Here is a 22,295-nt window from a genome sequence, read left to right as displayed (position 1 = left end):
TAGATGACCAAGAAGCCAGTTATAGCCATCACTCTTGATTCAGCTACTCATTCTGATAAATATATATATTCTGCTTTTCCTTGGTATGCTCTGCGACAAAATTATGCCGAAAGCGTATTAAAAGCTGGAGGAATCCCCTTAATGCTACCCTATCAATATGATACAATTGATAGTGTGCTATCAATTATTGATGGGTTAATTATACCAGGGGGCGATGAAGATATTCACCCTAAATATTATGGGCAAGAGTTTACATCTAGCAGAACCGACACTAATACCGAGCGCGATAATTTTGAAATTTTGTTGGCTCGCAAGGCATTAGAAATAAATATACCATTCCTAGGAATATGCCGTGGAATGCAGCTTCTTAATGTTATATGTGGTGGGACTTTAATACAACATATACCAGATTATATCAAGGATTCTACTATAAATCATGAACAACCCCACCCTAAGGATATTGTATCGCATCCAATCATAATCTACCCACAAACATGGCTAGCTAAATTAGCAGATCCTCTAGACTCCTATATGGTAAATTCAACCCACCACCAAGCAGTAGACCAATTAGGTAAAGGATTACAGGTCTCTGCAACAGCGCCCGATGGCATTATTGAAGCGATTGAATCTACTGGCCATAAATTTGTGCTGGGAATCGAGTGGCACCCTGAATATTTAAACCCCAACGGCCTGGATCTTAATATATTTAAAGGTTTAATTGCCGCATCAAGGGAATATCAACAGTTAAAATTGGTAGTAAAATAAAGCAATTTATTCTAAATATCTTATATTAGACTTCTATTAGAGCTCGCTTCTGTAGGGAATTTGAAGAAGGCTCGGAGCGTAGGGCCGCAGTTAAATGTACGCCAGGATTTGCGCCTAGATTCATTGTCCAAATTACCATCTCACAAGTAGAGTTGCGAAAGAAGTCTATTGTCTTATAACATATCCCTAAGATATAAGAACCCACTAGTTAGAAAATTGCCAATATTTTTTCTTCTCTATAAAGCTGGAGCGTTACCTTTCCTTGGGGTCACTTTAGTAAGCACAGGAGCCGCGCTCTGCGATTCTGAAGACCTACGCAACAATTTCTTAATCTGACCCTTTAACTTCCCTTGATGCTGGAATAGTTCTCCTGCGTCTTTATTAGGGCCTTTTTGTATCAGTTGAGGATTTGGCGGTGTACTGAGTATTGTGCCCGAATCCTTATCTATTACACTAGCTTCTATTTTCTTTTCTTCTGTGTTCTTGGCCATATCTTGGATTTGGTTTGGTTGCAACTGCTCTATCTTCGTTACTATATTTACTATACTCTTGATAAAATCGTTAGTTAAATTGGGTTTCCAAAGGTGTCGTTTGCTAAATTCGTCCATATTCAGTTCATCTTTAACACGCTTACGAAAATTTGCCTGAAATAATGCTCCTGTGGTTGGATCTTCGCTGGCTTCCTTAATTTTCTGTATATCAGGGTTTTTTAAAAGTTCTCCTACTTCGGGAGATAGCACTAATATTTTTTGAATGTCAGAAGGAATCTTACTACTAACCCCTTGGTCAGCAATTACTCGCTCTAAACCTTCCTGGCCATTGCCTCCATACTGAATATGCAACTTTATTACCTCAATCATGTCTTCTAGGTTAGAATCACGGCTTAAACCAATACTTGAATCAGGGCGCAAATTTATAATTAACTTCTCATCATAAATTCCTAATTCAACAAACAGTTCATTGATTTTCGATCTGAAAGGTGAGACGGACCTATTGCTAGAGCCCATATTAGGATCTGCACCTTTTGCAAGCAATATCTCTACCATATGAGGATCATTTGCATAGTGCAAAGCAGCATACCCCTTAGCATTCCTTGTGTCTACGTCAGCTTTGTTCTTAATTAATTCCTGTACTGCATCTGGTTTATTATTGTACACAGCCCATGTTAAAGGTGAAAAGCCAGATCCATTGTCGTGACTATGGCTAATATTGTTATCTTGTGTAAGCAAGTCATGTAGTAATTTAATATCATTCTCAGAAATTGCCTCATACATCTTGTTTACGAACTCACGATGCTTTGTCATTATTCCTCCAGATCTTTAGCATTTTTACATCCCGTAATAAATCTCACTTAACTTAAAGTGTACTACGCTATAAATCGCTATATGATAAATTTTGATAATATACACCTCAAAAAAACAAACAATATAAGTATAAATTGTGACACAAAAACTAATAAAACAATATGGTAATAAACCTCTTGCGTAATTCTACTTCTACGAGAGGTCTATTTTTATCGCGCCTATTTACTCCTCTTTTGAGCAAATTGCTTCTTATTTTTAGTAGAGGGAGAAATAGTAGATGCATTTGGGTTCAAAATTATTTTAGTTGTATAAATAAACTCTTTAAATTTTTCCTTAAGCTTTTTAAGTTTCCCTTGGGATTTTACCCCCATTTTGTTGATAGTGTCATCTATTTGATGTTTTCTCTCTCCTTCCCTTATTTCATATTTTTTACCTCCTTCACTTATTACTTTTCCCTCCCTAATAGCTTTTTTAACATCTTTAAGGGTAAGTGGTGCAGAGGACAATTCATCTACGGTAGGGTGGGGATTGTTATCTTTAACTTCTTGGTTTTGATTAGTTTTCCCAATATGCTGAGCAGGTTTCTTTATTTTAGTATCCAATGAATAATTTTTCTCATCTTCCTCCTCTATACAGCGATAGTGTTGCTCATATTGCTCGGTACTCAGTTTACCCACTCGCTGTTTATATGCCTCAGTTCTTAAGGACATGATGTCTAAGTTAAAATGTAAGTCGTGCATTTGATTCTGTGTAGCAAAAAATTTTAACAGCTGACCATCAGGCTTACCATCAGACCGACTATCAGGCATAATAATTTGTTGTAATATTGCTATTCTCTCATGCGCTCTTTCTAATTTTGGATTAGGGTCCTGGAGGGGGGAAATCTTCTCGATCACTTTTAACATTGCTGCTAATAATAATGAGGGATCTTCTTGATATTTTTTTATTATTAAGTCGTCTATCAGCTGTGCCTCGTTGGGGGATCTCTTCTCATCAAAATTCTCATTAATTTGATTGACAAAGATTTGGTGTGCTACATCTATTTCTGGAATGGCTTCTCTCTCTTTTGCACTTAATAAATTGCTCATATCAACATGATAGAGGGCCATTACTATATCATCAAAAGCTTCTTTCTTCAATCGCTCAAGTGGTTCCTTAAGAAAAGGAAAATTTTTACTTATATTGTTCTGATACTCTACAAGTGAGTCAGCCCATACTCCTCCTTTATTGCTAATATCCTCAATGACATGCTGTACTATCTTTTGTTGGTGTTCTTGCGGAATTGCTACACCTTGACTAGGATGTAGTCGTATAAATTCTGCAAACTGTTCGGGTGAAATGAATTTTGCCTCTAGAGCCAATATAAAGTTATTTGACGTTTTAGAATCAAGGCGACATGCTTGCAGTAATTTGTTGCTATCCAACCCATCTTGCTCATCTTGAGCACGCTTAAGAAAATTTGCTTGAAATAATGCCCCTGTGTTAGGATCTTCACTGGCTTCCTTAATTTCCTTGATATCAAGATTGGTATCAAGTTTTTTTAAACAGTTGTTTACTTTTAAAGGGATCTCCAATATTTTTTTAAACTCATTAAAACCAGTCCCAGTCTCATCTAAGTACGTGGGCATCCCAAAGCTCTTGAGCATATCACTATACTGTGATCCATGCTCAATCAAAAATTTTATTACCTCAATCATAGTACCCCACACTTATTGTTGAAGTTGAAAGGCATGCATAATGTGTTTTCGTAGTAATGAAAACAACATAGCAGGGGTATCACTTAACGAGTTATAAAAATAATCTTTTATCCAATCAAATCCGTAAGTAAATAATGAGTATAATTTACGACCATGTTTTTTGATCTTTATAGGATAAATTTTGTTCTTAATGTCACCAGCAAGCACGCAAATAGCTAAGGATAAAGATACTATTGCAAATAGTTTTTCCAGCTTTTTTTGATCTGTAATGTGGGTATCTTCAATATTAAATCCAGATGACTTGAGAGACAGAAAAGGTCGCTCAATGCTCCACCTCTGCTTATATGCTAGCAAAGCACATTCACCAATAAGCACATTACTAGCAATAAATAGTTGCTCTCTTTCTAATTGCAAACAAGTTATTTTAATTGCCATACCATTGTAAATTTTGCTTTCTATAGTTTTAGTGTCACCCATTTGCATATCGGCAAAACATTTATTCAACTTCATCTTGCCACCGTTGAAATGCTTGACCTTCTCACTTTTTCTTAGCCTGATAGCAAAAGGTAATTTTTGGATTCCACCCATATATTGCAACCATTCCTCACCAACAAATTCCCGATCGGCAAGGATAAGCTCTATCATTTCCTTAGGTATAATTGTTAAAATTTGCTCAATCAATTTCTTTCTTTCATTAGTAGAAGAGTTGCCTTTTTTATCAAGTAACAACCATGCTATAGGAATTGAAATATTACCATAAACGATAGTTGCAACAAAAAAATTCAAATTTTTAATACCAAATTGCCAGCTGGTTCTATCTATGGCAAGGCTAATTTTACCTGTTAGACAGAGCAATTTAACAATAATTTTCCCTAAACTTATAAAGCACATATTTTGTTCTAAAAGCAAACGCTCAACTTTAACAATCTTGGCATGCAAATTGCCTTTAGAAGCGACATACAGTGCTAATTCTTTGATTCTCACAGTTTTAGCTTTTACTACTGCACAAATTAATTCTGCAAATGTTTTAATTCGTGCTGGGTGCCAATCTAAAAATATGTATAATATTTGGTATAGTGATTGAGAGTCCATTAATACCTCCTGTTGCTTGTTTCTCAGCGGAGATTAGTGACTCTCAGTCACTTATTCAATTTATTATTTTAACCCTCCTGTAAAATCTGTGGGGTACTATGACCTCAATTGCTTTCACAACTTGTGGCGCTTCCTTCACACGGCTCACCCCCCCTGCTCGGCCTGATCTATTGCACTCGCCAATCGTATATATGCCGAATCTATAGGGAGACCAGCCTGTGCATTCTTAAAACGCTGGTTAATTTTCGCACCAGCCTCTAACAAAATGCTTGCAACTTCAACACTCTTTACATGATGCAAAGCAGTACGTTTCCCCGGATCATAGTCATTTACCTTAAAGCCTCTACCAATTAATTCTTTGACTATAATAGGATTATCTCTGTCGACCGCCAGCGTCAGAGGGCTAAATTGAGTGTTAGTGGGCAAAGAGTTAGCACCTTGGTTCAACAATGTGCTTACTACTTCAGCCTTTCCATTGCTAATTGCATCAAATAACTCTTGATTTAAATTTGGCATCACACACTCCCTATACTTTGATAATTAATATAAATTGTACCAGTATAGAAGTTGCTGTGTAGTAATTTCTATGATTTAAGGAATGTAATAGCAAAAATATAGATTATATTGTGACAAAAAAATTAATAAAAATAAACCTTTCTCTAGTCTTGCCTTACAATATGTACTTGAATTCTGGACGCCCGATTATCCAGAATTCACCTAAATTATTATACTACTCCCTCCTCAGCTTCTCCAATAATTGCTAATTGATCGTTTGCCTTTGGCAGGAACAATATTATATTATTTAAGTCACTGGCAATACTATGATTTGCAGTATCACTGCGCGAGGAATTAGCATTTGCTTTCTCTATATATTTATTTATCAAGTATGCAATACTTGTCATTCCCACTGCTAATGTTAAGAACCCCAATACGAATGCAGGCACAGGTATATTCGTTGGAGCTTGCTGATGCAAAGGCAAATGAGAGGGTAAATTATTAGTAATGCCAGTAATGTTATTAGAAATGATACAGCTATCATTCTTTACTTTTTCATTATCGATAAATACCATATGCATCTCTGTACCATGCGGGAATAAGTCTGAGTGTATTTCAGCTGCTGGACAATCTTCAAATACAGAGATATTTTTAATGATACTATTATTTACAAAGGTTAGTAAAAAGCTCACTGCATCTTCTCTATTGATTTCTAAAGCTTTTTTTGCAAAATCACAGGCAAAGTTACATAACGACTTGACAAGATATTTGATTCCTGTCACTCCCATCGCCTCATTTTTAAATATTTGAATGTGCGATATATATTCTTCTGGTTGTGGCTGAGCAAGAATTTGAGGAACGCATTGCCAAAAATATTGTTTAATACTATTGACTATAGAGATAAACGGTTGCGATGCCACCTCACAACTACGAAACGAAAAATCAGAATTTAAAATATTAGTCATATTACAATCATTGCTTTCTATGCTATCTTTAATATTAGTAATATTTGTTGAGTTATTACATATTATATTAAATACAACTTCTTTAAGATAATTACTCATTCGTACCTCCATAATATTATTTTAAGACTTAAATAATCATATGCAAAAGTAGTAATTTACTTAAACAATAAAATTATTTTACTAATTTAAATAAACTAATAAGTATAAAAGTAGTGATATTTTTGTTTAATAATTCTTATGAAAGATTCAATCATTAATCTCTAATACCAATGCTCAAAACTAAATTAGCACTACAAGTACGAGCGCCCTCTACCTGCGCGTACAGACGTATCACACTACTGGACAAAAATAGAAAATGGTTGAAAAAACATATTATTTTAAGTACAAAATGTTATTTTTGAGATAATAATTGCTAAAAACGAGCTTTAGCAGATAACAATTTTTGTACTTTTTCAACCATTTTCTATTTTTGTCCAGTAGTGTGATACGTCCGTACGCGCAGGTAGCGGGCACTCGTACTCCTAGTACTAATTTAGTTTTGGGAAATGATATAAGTATATTATGGTTCTGTAAACATTTCTACTTATTCATCACTGCAAGAAACGTCACATAACTTTTAAAGGAAAATAAATATACCGATAATTGCAAAGCAGCTATCATTATATACTCTTCACCTTTCAAGAGTTATTTTGTCATTTTATCAAAAGTTTCACGTACTCACGTACTGGTTATACCCTCCGCAAGTCCACTACTTAAAATAAAATCCAACTCTTGAAATCCATTATGTACTACGATCTAGTTGTCGCCCCTTTCACCTTTTGCATTAATATCATTTAATATATTTCAATAAATAATTACATATATCATCCTCCAATTTATATCCAATAGTTATCTCCTTGTCAACCTGTATTAGTGAAAATACCTGGGTATATTTAGTACTTATAATTTGTAAGTGCACTAGTGTCACTATTTTACTATCACCTAAAACTAGAAGTTAGATGTTTCTTTTCTACTATTTGCAATCGAAGTAAAATTGCTATACAATGATAACCTGGCGTTTATTTGCATAACTTCTTATTTAACCAAAATTTGATAATAACAATAGATAGGAATTGCTACTTCATTATATATTGTATCAAGTTACCTTATTACCCCTTTAATTACATTTTAAAATAAAATAAATATAGAGCGATGCCAATAATCGATATATTAGGAGAAATAGACGAAATTTCTGCTTTAGAGGATAATTTAAAAAAACATAAGCTAATGGGAGAGGCTCAAGAACTAGCTCCAGCTCTTCTACACTTACCTGAAAAATTGCAAAACGCAGTGCGACCTGATGAAAAAATTAAGATAGTGAAAACACAAATAATGAGCCTCGCAGAAATTATCGAACAAAATATCGATATGCGGTATAAATGTACTGATGCCTTATACAAATTGGACCAAGAAAGAGAAAAAATTAATGTGGAATTCGAAGAGAAAAGACCTACTACATGGGCTACGCCGGAATCTTTAAATAGCAAATTAGCAAATTATGATAGTGAGATTAGCGAAATTAACACTAAGATAGATTTATGCCAAAATTCAGTTACCACCTGTGAAGAGATACTGCTAAAGAGTCAAAAAGCAAAACACTTATTAGAAAATCAACTTAAAATTAAAAAACATCATCTGGCAGCAAAGGAAAAAAATTTAGTAGAGTTAGATCAGGAAAATTTAGATGCATTAGAAGCCTTAAGAGCTAAGAAGAAGAAAATTTTATCTTCTATGCAGGAGCAAGAAAAAAGTCAGTTTGCTGCAGCGTTAGAAACCCAACAATTAGAGATCCAAGAGGAGTTAAGCAAAATAGTAGAAGAGAAAAACAGTCTTGAACAATTATTGGCAGAAAACCGTCAAGAGTGTGAATTATTGGAAAAGATACAAAATGGAGAAATCACTCTTGAAGAAGAACAGCAGCGAGAACTAGATAAAGTTGGTGTAGTGCAAGACATGTTAAATATCTATCGTGAGCGATTTAATGATTTACAAAGCAGGATAGAAACATTAGATGACACAATTGAGAAGACAAGATTACAAGAATTAGAAATTACTAAAAATTTAAATGATAATGGTTATATAGAGAATAATTATTTAATTAATCAAGATACAGAAGAGCAGTTTAAGATAAAAAGCAAGTCTTTAGAGAACGAAATAGACCTTGAGATAACTCAGATAGAAGCAAATACCAAAAAATATGAGAATAATATAGCTACCTGTCAAGCAGAGATCACAATGATGCAGCAGAAAATTAATGATTATGATATAGAGATTAAGGAACATTCATTAAATTTAGCAGATTTAGAGCAAGAATTAATAAGATTGAAGGCAAAAAAGCAAGAAATTTTGGATGATAAAAAATTATTAAAAGAGCAAATCAAAGAGGAAGAAGAGTTAAATAGTATATTGGATACATCTGAGGAGAATAATCTTTCTCTTATAAAGTTAAACCGAGAAATGCTTAAGTTGCGCAACAATATTAATAATATTGAAAAAATGGTATCTAAGCAGTTTGATTTGCTGCATCAATTTGAGATGCTATTAGCTGAAATTAAGCAATTAAGCTTGTCTCAAAGAGAAACAGCAACTGAAAAACAGACTGAAGATATTGCTAGCGCGATAGCCAAGAGCACCATAACATTAGAGGAACCGGAGCTATCAGAACTAGTAAAAACACAAGCTACCATATTCAGTGCAGAAAATAATAGACAACCTGAAATTGTCAGTGATATTATCGCAGCTGATGAAGGCTTTGAAAGTGATATAGGAGAGCAAGACAGGGTACGAAAGCAGGACCCATTATTAATACTCGAAAACTTTAGCAATAGTGGTGAGCCAGAACCTAATATTGAAGACACAAATATCAAGGATAGTAAAGACTTAAGCAATACTGCTTTAATTTCCGAAGAAGAAGTAGATCCCAACCTAATAGATAGGAGCACAATCCTGCAAGATATCCCTACTTCTATAGAGGATACAACAAATCATGAAGAAGCTGCACCTCATATTGAATTATTAGCAGGTAGTAATGAACTATCCGGCCCTCAACCTGAAGCAATACTCGATGAAGGCTTTGAAAGTGATATAGGAGAGCAAGATAGGATACGAAAGCAGAACCCATTATCACTACTTGAAAACTTTAACAATAGTGGTGAGCCAGAACCTAATATTGAAGATATAAATATCAAGGATAGTGAAGATTTAAGCAATACTGCTTTCGTTACGCAGGAAAAGGACGAAGAGTTCAATAAGGAGCCGGTAGCAGCACAAAGTCCAAGTAACCCTGTAAAAGATTCAAATATTTTACATGAAGAGGTGATAGAACTCAACGACGATTCTACTCAAATAATTAATTCTATAGAAGTAGAAGCTGTACCACCAGAACAATTTGCGGTAGTAAGTAAAGTAGAGGACCATATAATAGCAGTTGAAACACCCCCTCCTAATGTGGTAGTCGACACAAATATTGCAAGAAACATGAGAACAGCTACCACGGATGAATCTTCAAATATTTTCAGTGAAGTAAGAGAGCGCGCAGATCGAGTCCTAATACCTCAGACTGTTACTTCTAGTGAGCCAGCCGCATTACATACTCTCTCAACCTCGCAAATCGCCTCACCTCCTCCTATATCTAAACAGACCCAAACAATTCAGCAGCCTAGAAAAGCGGAAACTGTATATTATGCTGTTGCTAAAATTAGTGATACCGATAAAAATCAGCGAGAAAATACCAATAATTTAGGGGTAATTAATGGTTTACTGAAAATAATCTCTCCTAGTCAAGATCATGAAGTAACCGATAATTTTACTAAAGCAGCTTTCTCAATCCACGAAGAAAAAACTCCGTTATCTAAAATTGACCAAGCAATTTTTGCCAACAACCATCTTAATGAAAATGACACTTTTACTAATCCCCCATTCTCTGGTAGTCAAATTATTCAAAATAATATGCCCTCAATATTAATTCATAATACTTTTCCATTAGGAGGGCAAATAGATCCCCTGCTGCCAATGTTACCTTTTATTTTTATGCAAACTAATAAAGATAAATGGATTAATAGAATGAATAGAAGGAAGCACAAAAATATAATTTTAGCCAGCCGCTACACACTTTCTACTGCTGGGTAATTAGGCACTAGCTTGTGTTAGCCTTAGGGTTATTCAAGAGACTAATTAAAAACCCGCCTGCGATGATTATGATTGATAACCAAATGAAACTCATTAGAGGTTTATAATATATTTTGGCATGAATTGTTTCCTCATCAATTTTATTCAATACTGCATACAGATCATAAAGCAAATACGAATATATATTGCTTTCTTGAGATAATTGCTGCTCTATGGTATAGAATCTATTTTCAGGAGTTAATATAGTCAGATTATTGTTTTTATCTTGCAGCCAGAATTCTACAATTTGATGATAATAGTTTTTGGTTGCTGAGTATCTGATGCTTTTCAGAGTAATTTTAAAATCTTCTGTCGTTATTTTATCCCCCACCTTCCCTATAAAATCAAATTCACTTTGTAATAATGAGTTCAGTGTAATCGACAAAGCAAGTAGCCCAAAGCCAAAATGCCCTAAGATCATAGAGAGATTTACTGTTCTCTTCCTATTAATCATTTTTTCTAGGTAAGAGCTCACCGACTCTAACATTAAAAAAAGAGATAATAGGGTAATAGTCATTGAAATCAAACCATAGGAAATCTTGCAAGAAGTCAGGATAGTAATGATTAATGAGCTGGCGAATAATAAAAGACTTTTTCGATTTATTCTAGCGTTGTAAGAGACAGCTGCTAGTAAAATTGTGGGAATGATAAAGATTATAAAATTATTAATAAAAAAGCTTTCCCCTATACTAATAGATTGATTATATAATATAGAATAAGCGACTGGATAAATAGTAGCATATAATAAAACAATAAGAGCTATTAAAAAACAGCTACCTCCTACTACCATAAATTTTTCTGAAACTGGGGTTAGTAGGAGGGAAGGCATAAAAGAATCTTTCTTATTTTTCATGATAAGTAATATTAAGCTTGATACAGCAATAATAGTAAAAATAGCTAGCATATATATTGCTCGCTCTTGCGATAATGCAAAAGAATGGATCGAGTTAATTAAACCGGAACGTACCAAAAAAGTGCTAAATATTGCAATGAGAAAGGTGAGTATTGCTAAGCAGATAGTCCAATTTGCCATTCGTCCAGTCTGCATTGTCAAATTAACTGAATGATATAACACAATTCCTGATAACCAAGGTAGTAGAGAAATATTTTCTACCGGATCAAAAAACCAAAAACCTCCCCATCCTAATTCACGGTAAGCCCACCATGATCCTAAAGCAATCCCTAAAGTCAAAAATAATATCCCTAAATTTGCAAATATTTTAATTATCTGTAAATGGGTGATAGTAGGGTTCCCAAGCAATAAAATCATGCACGCCGAGGTAAAAGGGGCGATATAACTCACATACCCTAAATATAATATAGGAGGATGGATAAGTAGTGCCACATCCTGAAGCATCGGGTTTAAACCTAGACCTTGGGCAGGATGAAAAGATAGGCTGGTAAATGGATTGGAGGTAAAATAAATAAAACTGCCAAACATTATCTGAATTAATGCAAGAATAATTATGGATATATTACTTTCATTCCCCCGCACCCAGCAAGAAGCTTCCTCCGGTATTCTCTTACTGCGACATTGCAGGTTTAAATTTGTTTTACTTAAATAATAGTTGAGCAAGCAGATATAGATCAAACTAATAATTTGTAACAGACATAACCATAATAGGATAGAGCCTTCATGGCTTGCCCAACTGGCAGCAATTTTAAATATTAAAGGCTTTAAAGTACTAGAATTGAGAAAAACATTTTGAATAGAAAAATCAGAGATAATAAATCCGTAGACTAATGCTGAAAAACCCAATAGGCTAGATAAAACACTACCATAAAAAAAAGTAATAGTTAGTTTGGTATACTGCTGCACTTTCAAGAATTGTTTTTGGCAGTAAACTCGCGATAACGCCGTAATAACAGCTAGGATATTAAATATTATTGCCGCTATTTGGAAGAAATGGCCAATATTACTGATCATTTGCCGCTTCTATAATAGGCATCACATTTACCTTAACACTATTAATTCTATTCCCTACTTTTTTACTCACTACAATATCCAAATTCAATATTTTAAGCGACTCGCCTTGATTCGGGATACGCTTAAGGGTATGAATGATTAAACCAGCGATAGTAGTAGCATTGTCATCAGATATATTCCAATTTAATTCTCTATTAACATCTCGTATAGTAGCAGAGCCATCAATAATAAACTCTGTTTCTGATAATTTGACAATGGTATTAATAGGATAATCATGTTCATCAATAATTGGCCCAACGATTTCTTCTAGAATATCTTCTAAAGTGATAATACCTTGTAAATCTCCATATTCATCCACGACGCAAGCAAAATGATTCTTCCTTTCTCTGAAAGCATTAAGCTGATGTGTTACTAAAGCGTTATCAGGAATAAACCATGGCATATTTATTAAGTTAGTAATATTTATTTTGCTAGTATCATTATTATGTTCATACAGCACTCTAAAAAGATCACGAGTATGTAATAAACCAATTATATTATCTTGACTATCTTGCCATACAGGTATCCTCGTATGAGGGCAAGATAGGGCTCGCTTAACTATTTCATCTTTAGGTAAGTCTATATTAATCGCCACTATATTACTTCTATGAATCATAATTTCGGAGACAGTCATTTGCCGAATATCTAATATGCCCCCTAACATATCCCGATCAGCTTTATATACATTTCCTTCCTGATGATAATGCTCGATTACTCCTCTTACTTCTTCAGCTCCCGAGATCTTTTGTTGTAAATTAATACGAAAAATAAAACAGAATATTTTAATTATAGTAGTAAAAGCCGAATTAATTGGTTTAAAGATTTTCAGCGTATATAGGATAAAGGGGGAAGCAAGTAGGGCTAATTGTTCGGCTTTTGCTACAGCGATAGCTTTGGGAATCACTTCCCCAAAAACTATGATCACGAATGCCATAACTGCGGTGGCAACTACGGTTCCACTATCGCCCAGCCACCCTATAAACATACTGGTAGAAATTGTCGTACAAATAGTATTACTAAGAGTATTGACTATTAATAAAGTACCTATTACTTTTTCCTTATTTTTTAGTACTTCTAGGGTTCCTATAGAATGTTTAGTATTTTTTAGCTTAAGTTTTTGTATTTTGCCAGGAGAAGATGCAGTAATGGCTGTTTCGGTAGCAGACAGAATAGCAGACCATCCTATCATTATAGTGACAATGATTATTAAAAAAATCGCCATTTATCCTTTGATCTAATTGTTTTATATAATGATTATATGGGCGACTACCAAATTTCTCTACTATTTTTTTTTGGAAATGATAGTATATTTTTTGATTATGTTAGAGCTGCTTTTTATATTGAATTTGTGGCGGCTACCTAGCTGGGTATTAGACGCATTGATGAGATGACAAGTTTGGGATTAGGTGTTTAATCCCAAACTTTGGTAGGCATTTGTTCTCTAGTCTCTGTATAGGTATGATACCAAACTTTGAGAAGCTAATGTGCCGATGTACAATACCCCTAAATGTGTATGTTTTTATCAATAATTATATTTTAAATCAGGAGTTAGTAGGGTGTAGAAAGTAAAATGCTTATTCTATTCCGTTACCCCTCCGAGTTACCCTCTTCCCCTACTAGATCTGTATTTACACTCTCGTAATTGGTACTCTCTATACTTATTGAGTGGGGTTCTGTAGTATAGAGAGAGGTGTTTAGTAAATCCTCACTCATTTGAGAGATTTGATCCGCTGTAGGGAATTTGTGGACTAGCTTGCTGATATTAGTGTATATTATATCTAATACTTTGGCTGTTATCTCGTCTATTATTTTTTTGCTCTGGGAAATCATGACTTCTCTTTCCGACTTACTTCCCTGTGTACTGACAGGAGATCCAAACAATAGTGTGGCTGAGCTTAATGGAGATGAGCTTTGGATTATTTTAGCTCCTTCTACATCATTATCTTGAATATAGGCTTCATCTAAGCCTTGGCCATTACTATAAGATTCCGTTTTCTCACTTTCACTGTTATTGCTACTATCTACTTGATTGGAAATAGAATTATGTAGATGCTCGTGGGTTTCGTTAGCATGTTGAGACCCTGAAAAACTAGAATGGAAACACCGCTCTTGCCTCAACAAAGCATTTTGACCACAATTAATATGATTTACCATATTCTACCTATTTTTTTGTTAATTAATGTATTAACTTTCCGCTAACAAAAACCATTTCTTCACTATCATTTGTATTAATGAGATGAAAATATGGTTTTCATTGCTTAACTATAAGTTAAAATATTAATTATTAATTAATATTTTAACCAGGCTTAATATAATAGGATAATTGAAAAGGTCAACTGATTTATAAAAAAAAATTAATATAGTGGATTATAATGGTTAACTTTTATTTTTTAGTGCTTGCGTACTCCACACGGTTAAACCATTAAAGTGGTAATAGAGTAATAGTAAAAAAGCTGAATTATACCATTGCCCAAAACTAAATTAGCACTAGGAGTACGAGTGCCCGCTACCTGCGCGTACAGACGTATCACACTACTGGACAAAAATAGAAAATGGTTAAAAAAACATATTATTTTAAGTACAAAATGTTATTTTTGAGATAATAATTGCTAAAAACGAGCTTTAGCAGATAACAATTTTTGTACTTTTTCAACCATCTTCTATTTTTGTCCAGTAGTGTGACAGACGTATACATGAGCACCTTCGAACTGTAGAGACACGATAGAGCTCAATTCTTGAAGTTCCTAGAGTATATATTCTACCACCTTAATGATATATGCCATCTAATCTATTATATCCCAGCCTTCTGGTGCGCCTGATGATTGCCCCCCTCCCATCTCTGAACTAACTATCTCATAAAAGCAGGTAGTAGTCGCCTCTGATAAGTCACTTGAACATGACACGACAATATAGTCATCTAATGCATTAGCGAGGCTTTGTTCGGAGTGAATAGATTGGCACTGTTCAGGCGGTAGTTCCCAAAACCCCTCTAAAACCTTTTCGTCGCTTACATTTGCCTCTCTAGCTTTAATAGCTAGCATTGGAGGTTTAGAGCTAACGCTATTTGTAACAGTATTTGTAGAAAGTGATTCAGTTATCTCCTCTCCTCTCTCTGTAATAGCTAGTAGACTTTGAGAGACAGAGTGAGAGCTAACGCTGTTTGAAACAAACAATTTTGTTCTATCCTCTTCAGATATACTTATGGTTAGTGGTATCTGCACTAGATAAAGATTAGTTGATTCGTGTAGGAGCCATACAGGAGGGCTAGTATTTGCTATTCCCTCGTCTTGGTATTGTATCATATGACCGCTCTGCGCTGCCCTCTCGTGACCCACATCAGGAGTTGGTAATGCAACAGCATTGTTGTTATTCTCTGCTCCCCTACTATTATATGTCTGACAGAGATAATTACTAACATAAAATACACCCTGAACCATTACTACTACTACACTAGCGTTATGTAGCCATTCCAGATAATTCCCTATTGAATTATCTGCGGATAGATCATCGAAATTTGCATAAGGCATGGAAGGCATAGCATATTGTTGGGGGGTACGGAATATATGGGCAGACTCGGAGTGTATGTAGTCTAATAATTGATTACCCCCCTGACACGTTATTTCACACACTACTTTGCACACTTGTTGGGGTATAGGTGTTGTCACTTGTGTTTCTAGTTTGTCATCTCCTTGATAGTCTGTGGCAGATTCTAAATGAGTATCAAAGTTATACTTATATATATTGCCAACTTTTTCAATTGGTAGCATTATTTGGGTTATAGCGTATCCTATAGCGTCCATTAGATTTTTTGCTGTTAACCACTGCATTAATTTTGTTCCCCACGAAACGAACGTATTTATCATATATTTTCTCTTTGTTAATTAATGTGTTAATTTGTTGCTAATAACAATATACACTTTTCCTTTGTACTTCTCTTCATTAAGAAAATCTCACCGATATTAGCAGTATTGATTAAAATTATTAAATATATAGTTAAAATATTAAGTTATTTTAACTCGCTATAGTTATATAGATTATTAATAAAAATAAATCAACTGATTTAAAAAATGTTTATAACTCATCAGCCATTAGAAAAAATACTTGATTTCTCTGTATTTCTCTCTATACATTACACTCGGTTAAAAAGTATTAATATTTTAATATTTGTCAATATTTTAATCGCTATTCAACTAACAAGGGCTGTAACGCTGTAAGGGCAAAACACGCCCTCAGATATAGCTTTTTTAACAGAAAGGAATTATTAATTAAAAATTGGAGAATTCAGATGGGACAAAGCAATAGGATAACAGATGATCTACCGGCAGTAGTAAAGATTACTATCGGTAATGTGAACCAAGCAGAAAAGGATATCAAGTCTTTGCAAAACATTTCACGGGCAGTGCAAGCAGGATGTAACCAAACATCAGGAAAGAACGCAGCTAGTTCAGGATTTATAAAGGATACTTTACGCAAATTCTCCGAAGTCGACCCACAGAATGGGTGGTCAGCAAGGGAAGACTTTTGGGAAGAAGCTTATCAGGGTAGCCCTGTCGAAACATTTTGTGCAGCAGTACAAGAGAACATTAACAAAAACATAAAAATAACCATACAAAACCAGCATTCTAACAAGCTCTGCCTTGAGGGATGGGGGTACAGGGTTAAAAATGTTGGGGGGAAATTTGTAGTGGACTCAGGTATTCCGGAACCCAAGCAAACAATTTCCGCTACTACTACTGTTACAGATACAGAAACAAAGCCTATTCATCCAGAAGCACCAAATTACGGTAAGATAAACTTCACCCCCGAGCTTATCGATTTTAATGATTTAGGGCTTAACATTCTGACACCTCCTGCAAAAAGTACAACTGTTTCACATAAATGGTTTACTGACCCGCCTACTACTGCTGCAAGCTCATCCAATGATTCAAGTAGTCCTAGCCCTACTTTGCCTAATATTACCAATGTATCAACGACACAGGAGAGTGCTACTACTTCTACTAGCACTTCCAGCTCACCCCATGAGGTTACTAAACAATTAACCTCTACAGAGCCTAGTACTAGTAGTACTCCTCATGAACATACTACAAAGATGACAGAAAAACATAGCGATACAAAGCGCTTTCCCTATCCAAAGACTGATTTTACGAAAAGTTCCCACCATTTTAGTGCAGATGGGTCGACTGATGGAGGAGAGTCAATCCCGGGTTTACATTTGACCGGATCTTCCGCTTCTGAACAAAGGAATAACCCGACTCCATCTCACTTTCAACCCATGAGAAACGATCTCCTAGACCCTAATCCTAACTCACTAAATACTCCTATCATACAGGGAGCCCTAGGTGCTGGCAGCGTGCTGCAAACTGCTGCAACTGCTATTATAGGTTTGTGGAGGAACAATAGCAAGCAACCCCTTCTAACATCCACACAGTCTCCCCTGCTAGAAAATGATTGGGTGAATGAAACAGCTCGTGCATTTCCAGTAGGAACTGCGACAGAGAGCGATATACGATTGCATGAAGAATCTGTAAGACATAAACTAGTAATTATTGCCAAACAGACCGTCGAAGTAATAAGAGAAATGTTTAATGAGACAATCCAACCTAACGTACAAGACATCAGAGAAAACGATAGTAATAATCAGTTGAGTGCTGGTGCGTGGGCAGGTATAATAGCAGCAACCTTGACAGGAGTTACTTTACTTGGCGGCATTGGCCTAAGCATATATTGCTATCATAAACACAAATAAATGTGTCGAAAGCGGGGAAGCGTCATGCCAATAACGACAACGAAGCAGCAGAGCGCCTAGACTACCCTACCTTATTAGCAACTGATTCTTCCACAGTCATGGAGCAGCCAAGAGAGCGTGAATTACCACCAGAGCACCAGCCGTTACTAGACGAAGCTGGGACGAATAATGCCCATTCTAATCAACCCACCGACAACGTTGAATACGCTATAATAATGCTTAAGCCGCCGAAGCAGCCGCTAAAGACCCGCTTCACAGAGCAGAACAAAACTGAGACTTCCACCAGCAAGGTGGGGAGTGCAGCAAAGTGGCAAGATAACTACGCAGAATTACCAGAGCCCAACGAGAAACTTTCAAACCAGAGTATAACAGAAGGACCGGAAATACAGCCTTTACTACCAAAACTTAATTCTCAGCATACTGGAGATCCTGAGTTCAGGACACGACAGCAAACAGTAATAAACCAACTAACCAACTACGTCAAACAGCCCAACCTCAAAGCCTCATTTTCCAAGACGCCGCCTAAGCCAGCTCAACTTTCCCCTGCAGAAGCAAGTGATGTTTCACCTGATAAACTCTCACGCGAACAGCCAATGCCAGCACCCGCACTCCCCCCTAAACCTACTCACCTTCAAACTAAAGCTAACGAGAACACGCCTAAAGTGAAATGGAGAGACGACCACGGCGGTCCATTATCCGATACAATAGAACTAGAAGAACACTCTACTCTCTCACAGGAGGCTACAATAAAAGCAAACCCCTATGCCGCTGCTTTTAGCACGGATACTGCTTTCAACGAGGCTATCTCGCCACCTCCAACTAAAACCAATGGAACGGGAGATAGATCTACAATCTCACTACTTATTACAGAGCTAAATGCACTACAACACCTATTAAAGCATAACCACACTGCCAGTCAGGCAATTGATCCATCTTCAGAACTAGAACAATCATCCTACCTCCCTACAACAGTAGCTAATACCCAAACTCTCCCTGAGGATCCCACACCGTTAGTAGGAGAAGAGTCCCCCATAACACAATAGATTGAAACTGCATTATAATTAGCCCCACACTCATTCCTACTAGCCCTCAAGTTCGGTATAAAATATTGATTTTATACCGAACTGTCAGCTGTAAGCCGTACCTTATAAGGAGCTGCTGATTAAAGATGCGTTATCTCCCCCTATCACCGCTACTGCAGCACAATTTTCTGGCTCCAGCTCATTAATATCAGTTAATTCTGTTAAGCTGATATTATTGTCAAAGGCGGCTGGGGTTGTTTTAGGCTTACTAGCGAACATACGTGCCACTACTTTCCCTAACAACCCTGCCATAGTAAGGCATGATGCTACCCCTGCTATTGCTACTAGCATTTGGAGAGGTAAGTTGGAGGGCTCATGATATGGTAGCCTACTTTCTCCTTCTTGCATCATACAGCTGTGATTCCTGACTAATGCATTATTAGTATATAAACCATGAAAATCCTCATAGCCTTCATGTATTTCATGTATTATTATAGCGGGTGAATCTTTGAGTAATTCTATTGCTTCATGAGTATAAGTGGCATTATCGCTTAAGTTTATTATTACACTCAACAATTTACCACCTGTATCACTAAAATTACTCATCACATTACAAAGAAATTTTGCCGCATCCTTAATCTGTTCTGGCGCTACTTTTTGTGCTTCGTTACTAAAGTCAAGATAAGCACAGAATGGCTTGAACTGAGCCCATGCTACTATCGTATCTCTACACTTAACTACTAAATGTTGATATATATTATTTAGTATCAGTTTAAAGTCTTGAGATGAAAAATTACAATTTGCAATCCAATAATTTAAGTTAAAATGCCAGCCCTCAATATTACAGGAATGATTATCTATTTTCGAGATTATGTCGGTAATATTTGGCTTTATATTACAAGTTATATTTAATATGCCTTTTGGCCAAATGTTAGAAAATATCATATTATGTCTCGTTAGTTATTAATAAATTAACCATTAGTTAGGAAGTTAATGCTATAGACATTTTTAAGAAAGTACAATATTTAATTGAATAATGCAGCGTAATATCTAACTTATGTAGGTAGGCAACTTAAATGTAGTATAATAGGCGATTATACCAAATTGCTTTCTTCACATTAGGTCGTCATATTTCGGGATTCGTCGTGCTCACCTAGATCTACTAGGTTCCGCGCGCCTCACCACTCATACTCCTACTACTGTCTTGAAAGCAACTTGGTATTAGATTAGCTTTAGTAAATAAAGAAGCAAAATTGCCAGTAGTAATGCTAGCCACTTCTTGCAGGCTAATCCCTTTTAGTTCAGCTATTTTCTCTGCCACATACTTAACAAAAGCCGGTTCATTTGGTTGCCCTCGCATAGGGCTGGGCGCTAAATAAGGTGAATCGGTCTCGATTAATAAGCGATCTAGGGGAATATAGCGCACTATCTCTTGCAAATCTTGAGCATTTTTAAAAGTCACAATCCCAGCAATTGATATATACATACCAAGGTCGAGCATTTTCTTAGCAAAATATTTAGAGGCAGTAAAACAATGAATAAGACCAGGAAAAGGAGCATTTTTCATCTCGCAACTTAAAATATCCTCACTATCTCCTTCCGCCTCTCTAGTATGAATTATAATTGGTAACTGGGCACAGCTTGCTGCTTTAATATGTTCTACCAACGAACTAATTTGTTTAGTTTTATCAACCGTGTGATAATAATAATCAAGGCCTGTTTCCCCTATACCAATAATCTTGGGGTGATTTGAGTAATTGATAATAGTGTCATAAGGAGTAATTTCTTTTACTTCATTAGGATGCACCCCACATGAGGCAAATATATTGCCATATTTTTCAACTATACTAATAATGTCTGGTAATTCTTCTATAGTAGTACAAATAGTCTGCATATATTTAACACCACTATTTTGAGCATTACTTAAAATTGTGGATAAATTATTTTTCAACATATTAAGATGACAATGAGAATCCACTAATATAAGCTGCTCCCTATCTATGTCCTGAAGTTGCTGGTTAACTGTCTTGATCATAATTTACCTAATTTTCGATATTACTATATTAGAAATTCTCTCTACTTCATTAAGAGGAACATATTGATAAGGTGCAAGATTAGCTGTAGATTTATTTAATATTCTAGCTATTCCTAATTTCAGCAGCTGTTCTAGGAAAGATAAATGCTTTGGGGATCTAAAGTTTTTAGGACATAATATATAAAGTGGCTTACCCGTAGAAGCAGCCTCACTACACATAGAAATTGAATCAGCAGTAGCAATAATATAATCTGCCTCTGCCAGCATTCCCATATATGGATTTGGTACACTGCTTGTGATCGTAGGGTCATAGATAATAGCACCAGGAAGCAAATTTTTGGTAATAATTTGTTTAGCAGCCAGAGGCGTACGTCTGCTGAAACTGATAAAAAGGCGACGATGCTGATTTGTGGCAATGTGAGATAATATTTCGGCAAATTCTATAGCATTTTCAATAGTAAAATTATAATTTTTACTGTTGCCTCCTATAATTACTGAGATAAACTCCCCAAGCTGTGGATAATTTTGACGCAGCTCTCTACCAGCAATTGCAAGCTTAGCTTGAACATTATTAAGAGCCCCAGTAATTCTAATGGTATTTAGCTCATATCTACTTACTTTATCATGATCTGGTAAAATCACTAACTCAAATTGCTTAAATGGTAGATTAGGATGCATGATTTGAATTATCTTTATTTTATTACCAGATTTACGTCTTAAATAACTTGCTAAGCTTGCCGTTCTTCTGCCTGAAGAGATTATTACATCAGGTAATTTACTTACTTCCTTGACGCCAGGAAAGTTTGAGGTAACATGAATGGGCAGCAAAGCTAGTAAGAAATTTGGTAACTTAACCCAGAAATTATACTCAACCGGTTTCAACTCGTAGTTCAATCCTAATTGCTGCGCTAGCGCGATAGCTTGGTTTAAGTTACCCACTCGACTATCAGCCAAGATCCATACCACGAGGTCCTTTAGGGGTTCATTATACGACATGTCTAT

16 protein-coding genes are annotated in these 22,295 nt (G+C 35.6%); 4 read left to right on the top strand and 12 right to left on the bottom strand.

All coding sequences use genetic code 11. From position 1 onward, the window contains the following. Positions 1-3: 3 nt before the first annotated feature. On the top strand, positions 4-765 hold the full coding sequence (locus tag ACFELV_RS05485; RefSeq protein ID WP_375327095.1) for a gamma-glutamyl-gamma-aminobutyrate hydrolase family protein: 762 nt from the start codon (positions 4-6) through the stop codon (positions 763-765). Positions 766-1,001: 236 nt separating this feature from the next. Here ACFELV_RS05485 and ACFELV_RS05480 read toward each other — a convergent pair whose 3' ends face one another. The 5 genes from ACFELV_RS05480 to ACFELV_RS05460 all read right to left on the bottom strand — a co-directional run bounded on the left by ACFELV_RS05480 (position 1,002) and on the right by ACFELV_RS05460 (position 6,417). Then, positions 1,002-2,069: an ankyrin repeat domain-containing protein gene (locus ACFELV_RS05480; RefSeq protein WP_375327094.1), complete on the bottom strand. Its 1,068-nt coding sequence runs from the start codon at positions 2,067-2,069 to the stop codon at positions 1,002-1,004. 218 nt (positions 2,070-2,287) lie between these two features. Next, positions 2,288-3,766, bottom strand: coding sequence for a hypothetical protein (locus ACFELV_RS05475; RefSeq protein ID WP_375327093.1), 1,479 nt, complete (start codon positions 3,764-3,766; stop codon positions 2,288-2,290). Positions 3,767-3,778: 12 nt separating this feature from the next. Then, the gene (locus tag ACFELV_RS05470; RefSeq protein ID WP_375326208.1) at positions 3,779-4,858 is read right to left on the bottom strand and encodes an IS4 family transposase; all 1,080 of its coding nucleotides are present in this window, start codon (positions 4,856-4,858) and stop codon (positions 3,779-3,781) included. Positions 4,859-5,002: 144 nt separating this feature from the next. Beyond that, the gene (locus tag ACFELV_RS05465; RefSeq protein WP_375327532.1) at positions 5,003-5,374 is read right to left on the bottom strand and encodes an ankyrin repeat domain-containing protein; all 372 of its coding nucleotides are present in this window, start codon (positions 5,372-5,374) and stop codon (positions 5,003-5,005) included. A gap of 209 nt (positions 5,375-5,583) precedes the next feature. Continuing rightward, positions 5,584-6,417, bottom strand: a complete 834-nt coding sequence (locus ACFELV_RS05460; RefSeq protein WP_375327092.1) for a hypothetical protein — start codon at positions 6,415-6,417, stop codon at positions 5,584-5,586. A 1,092-nt stretch (positions 6,418-7,509) separates the two neighbouring features. On the opposite strand from ACFELV_RS05460, the gene ACFELV_RS05455 reads away from it, so the two are divergent. Further along, complete coding sequence (locus tag ACFELV_RS05455; protein WP_375327091.1) at positions 7,510-10,485, top strand: hypothetical protein; 2,976 nt, start codon at positions 7,510-7,512, stop codon at positions 10,483-10,485. A 7-nt stretch (positions 10,486-10,492) separates the two neighbouring features. On the opposite strand, the gene ACFELV_RS05450 is transcribed toward ACFELV_RS05455, so the two are convergent. From ACFELV_RS05450 to ACFELV_RS05435, 4 genes are all read right to left on the bottom strand, one after another. Beyond that, positions 10,493-12,448 carry a heme lyase CcmF/NrfE family subunit gene (locus ACFELV_RS05450; protein WP_375327531.1) on the bottom strand — a complete coding sequence of 652 codons (1,956 nt, stop codon included), beginning with the start codon at positions 12,446-12,448 and terminating at the stop codon, positions 10,493-10,495. Next, the gene (locus ACFELV_RS05445; protein ID WP_375327090.1) at positions 12,441-13,712 is read right to left on the bottom strand and encodes an HlyC/CorC family transporter; all 1,272 of its coding nucleotides are present in this window, start codon (positions 13,710-13,712) and stop codon (positions 12,441-12,443) included. The genes ACFELV_RS05450 and ACFELV_RS05445 overlap by 8 nt, the downstream gene beginning before the upstream one ends. Positions 13,713-14,077: 365 nt before the next feature. After that, the gene (locus tag ACFELV_RS05440) at positions 14,078-14,644 is read right to left on the bottom strand and encodes a hypothetical protein (protein WP_375327089.1); all 567 of its coding nucleotides are present in this window, start codon (positions 14,642-14,644) and stop codon (positions 14,078-14,080) included. A gap of 629 nt (positions 14,645-15,273) precedes the next feature. Next, on the bottom strand, positions 15,274-16,353 hold the full coding sequence (locus ACFELV_RS05435; protein ID WP_375327088.1) for a hypothetical protein: 1,080 nt from the start codon (positions 16,351-16,353) through the stop codon (positions 15,274-15,276). A 422-nt stretch (positions 16,354-16,775) separates the two neighbouring features. On the opposite strand from ACFELV_RS05435, the gene ACFELV_RS05430 reads away from it, so the two are divergent. After that, positions 16,776-18,236 carry a hypothetical protein gene (locus tag ACFELV_RS05430; protein ID WP_375327087.1) on the top strand — a complete coding sequence of 487 codons (1,461 nt, stop codon included), beginning with the start codon at positions 16,776-16,778 and terminating at the stop codon, positions 18,234-18,236. Positions 18,237-18,451: 215 nt separating this feature from the next. Next, positions 18,452-19,279, top strand: a complete 828-nt coding sequence (locus ACFELV_RS05425; protein WP_375327086.1) for a hypothetical protein — start codon at positions 18,452-18,454, stop codon at positions 19,277-19,279. A gap of 102 nt (positions 19,280-19,381) precedes the next feature. Here ACFELV_RS05425 and ACFELV_RS05420 read toward each other — a convergent pair whose 3' ends face one another. The 3 genes from ACFELV_RS05420 to ACFELV_RS05410 form a co-directional block, all read right to left on the bottom strand. Next, positions 19,382-20,203 carry a hypothetical protein gene (locus tag ACFELV_RS05420; protein WP_375327085.1) on the bottom strand — a complete coding sequence of 274 codons (822 nt, stop codon included), beginning with the start codon at positions 20,201-20,203 and terminating at the stop codon, positions 19,382-19,384. A 217-nt stretch (positions 20,204-20,420) separates the two neighbouring features. After that, entirely contained in the window at positions 20,421-21,242 is an 822-nt protein-coding gene (locus ACFELV_RS05415; protein WP_375327530.1) for a TatD family hydrolase, read from the bottom strand. 54 nt (positions 21,243-21,296) lie between these two features. Then, positions 21,297-22,289: a mitochondrial fission ELM1 family protein gene (locus ACFELV_RS05410; protein WP_375327084.1), complete on the bottom strand. Its 993-nt coding sequence runs from the start codon at positions 22,287-22,289 to the stop codon at positions 21,297-21,299. Positions 22,290-22,295 lie beyond the last annotated feature (6 nt).

This window comes from Candidatus Tisiphia endosymbiont of Nemotelus uliginosus (assembly GCF_964264835.1).
Taxonomy (GTDB): Bacteria; Pseudomonadota; Alphaproteobacteria; order Rickettsiales; family Rickettsiaceae; genus Tisiphia.
Note: the sequence above shows the minus strand (reverse complement) of the source record. Positions and strands in the feature narration are given on the sequence as shown.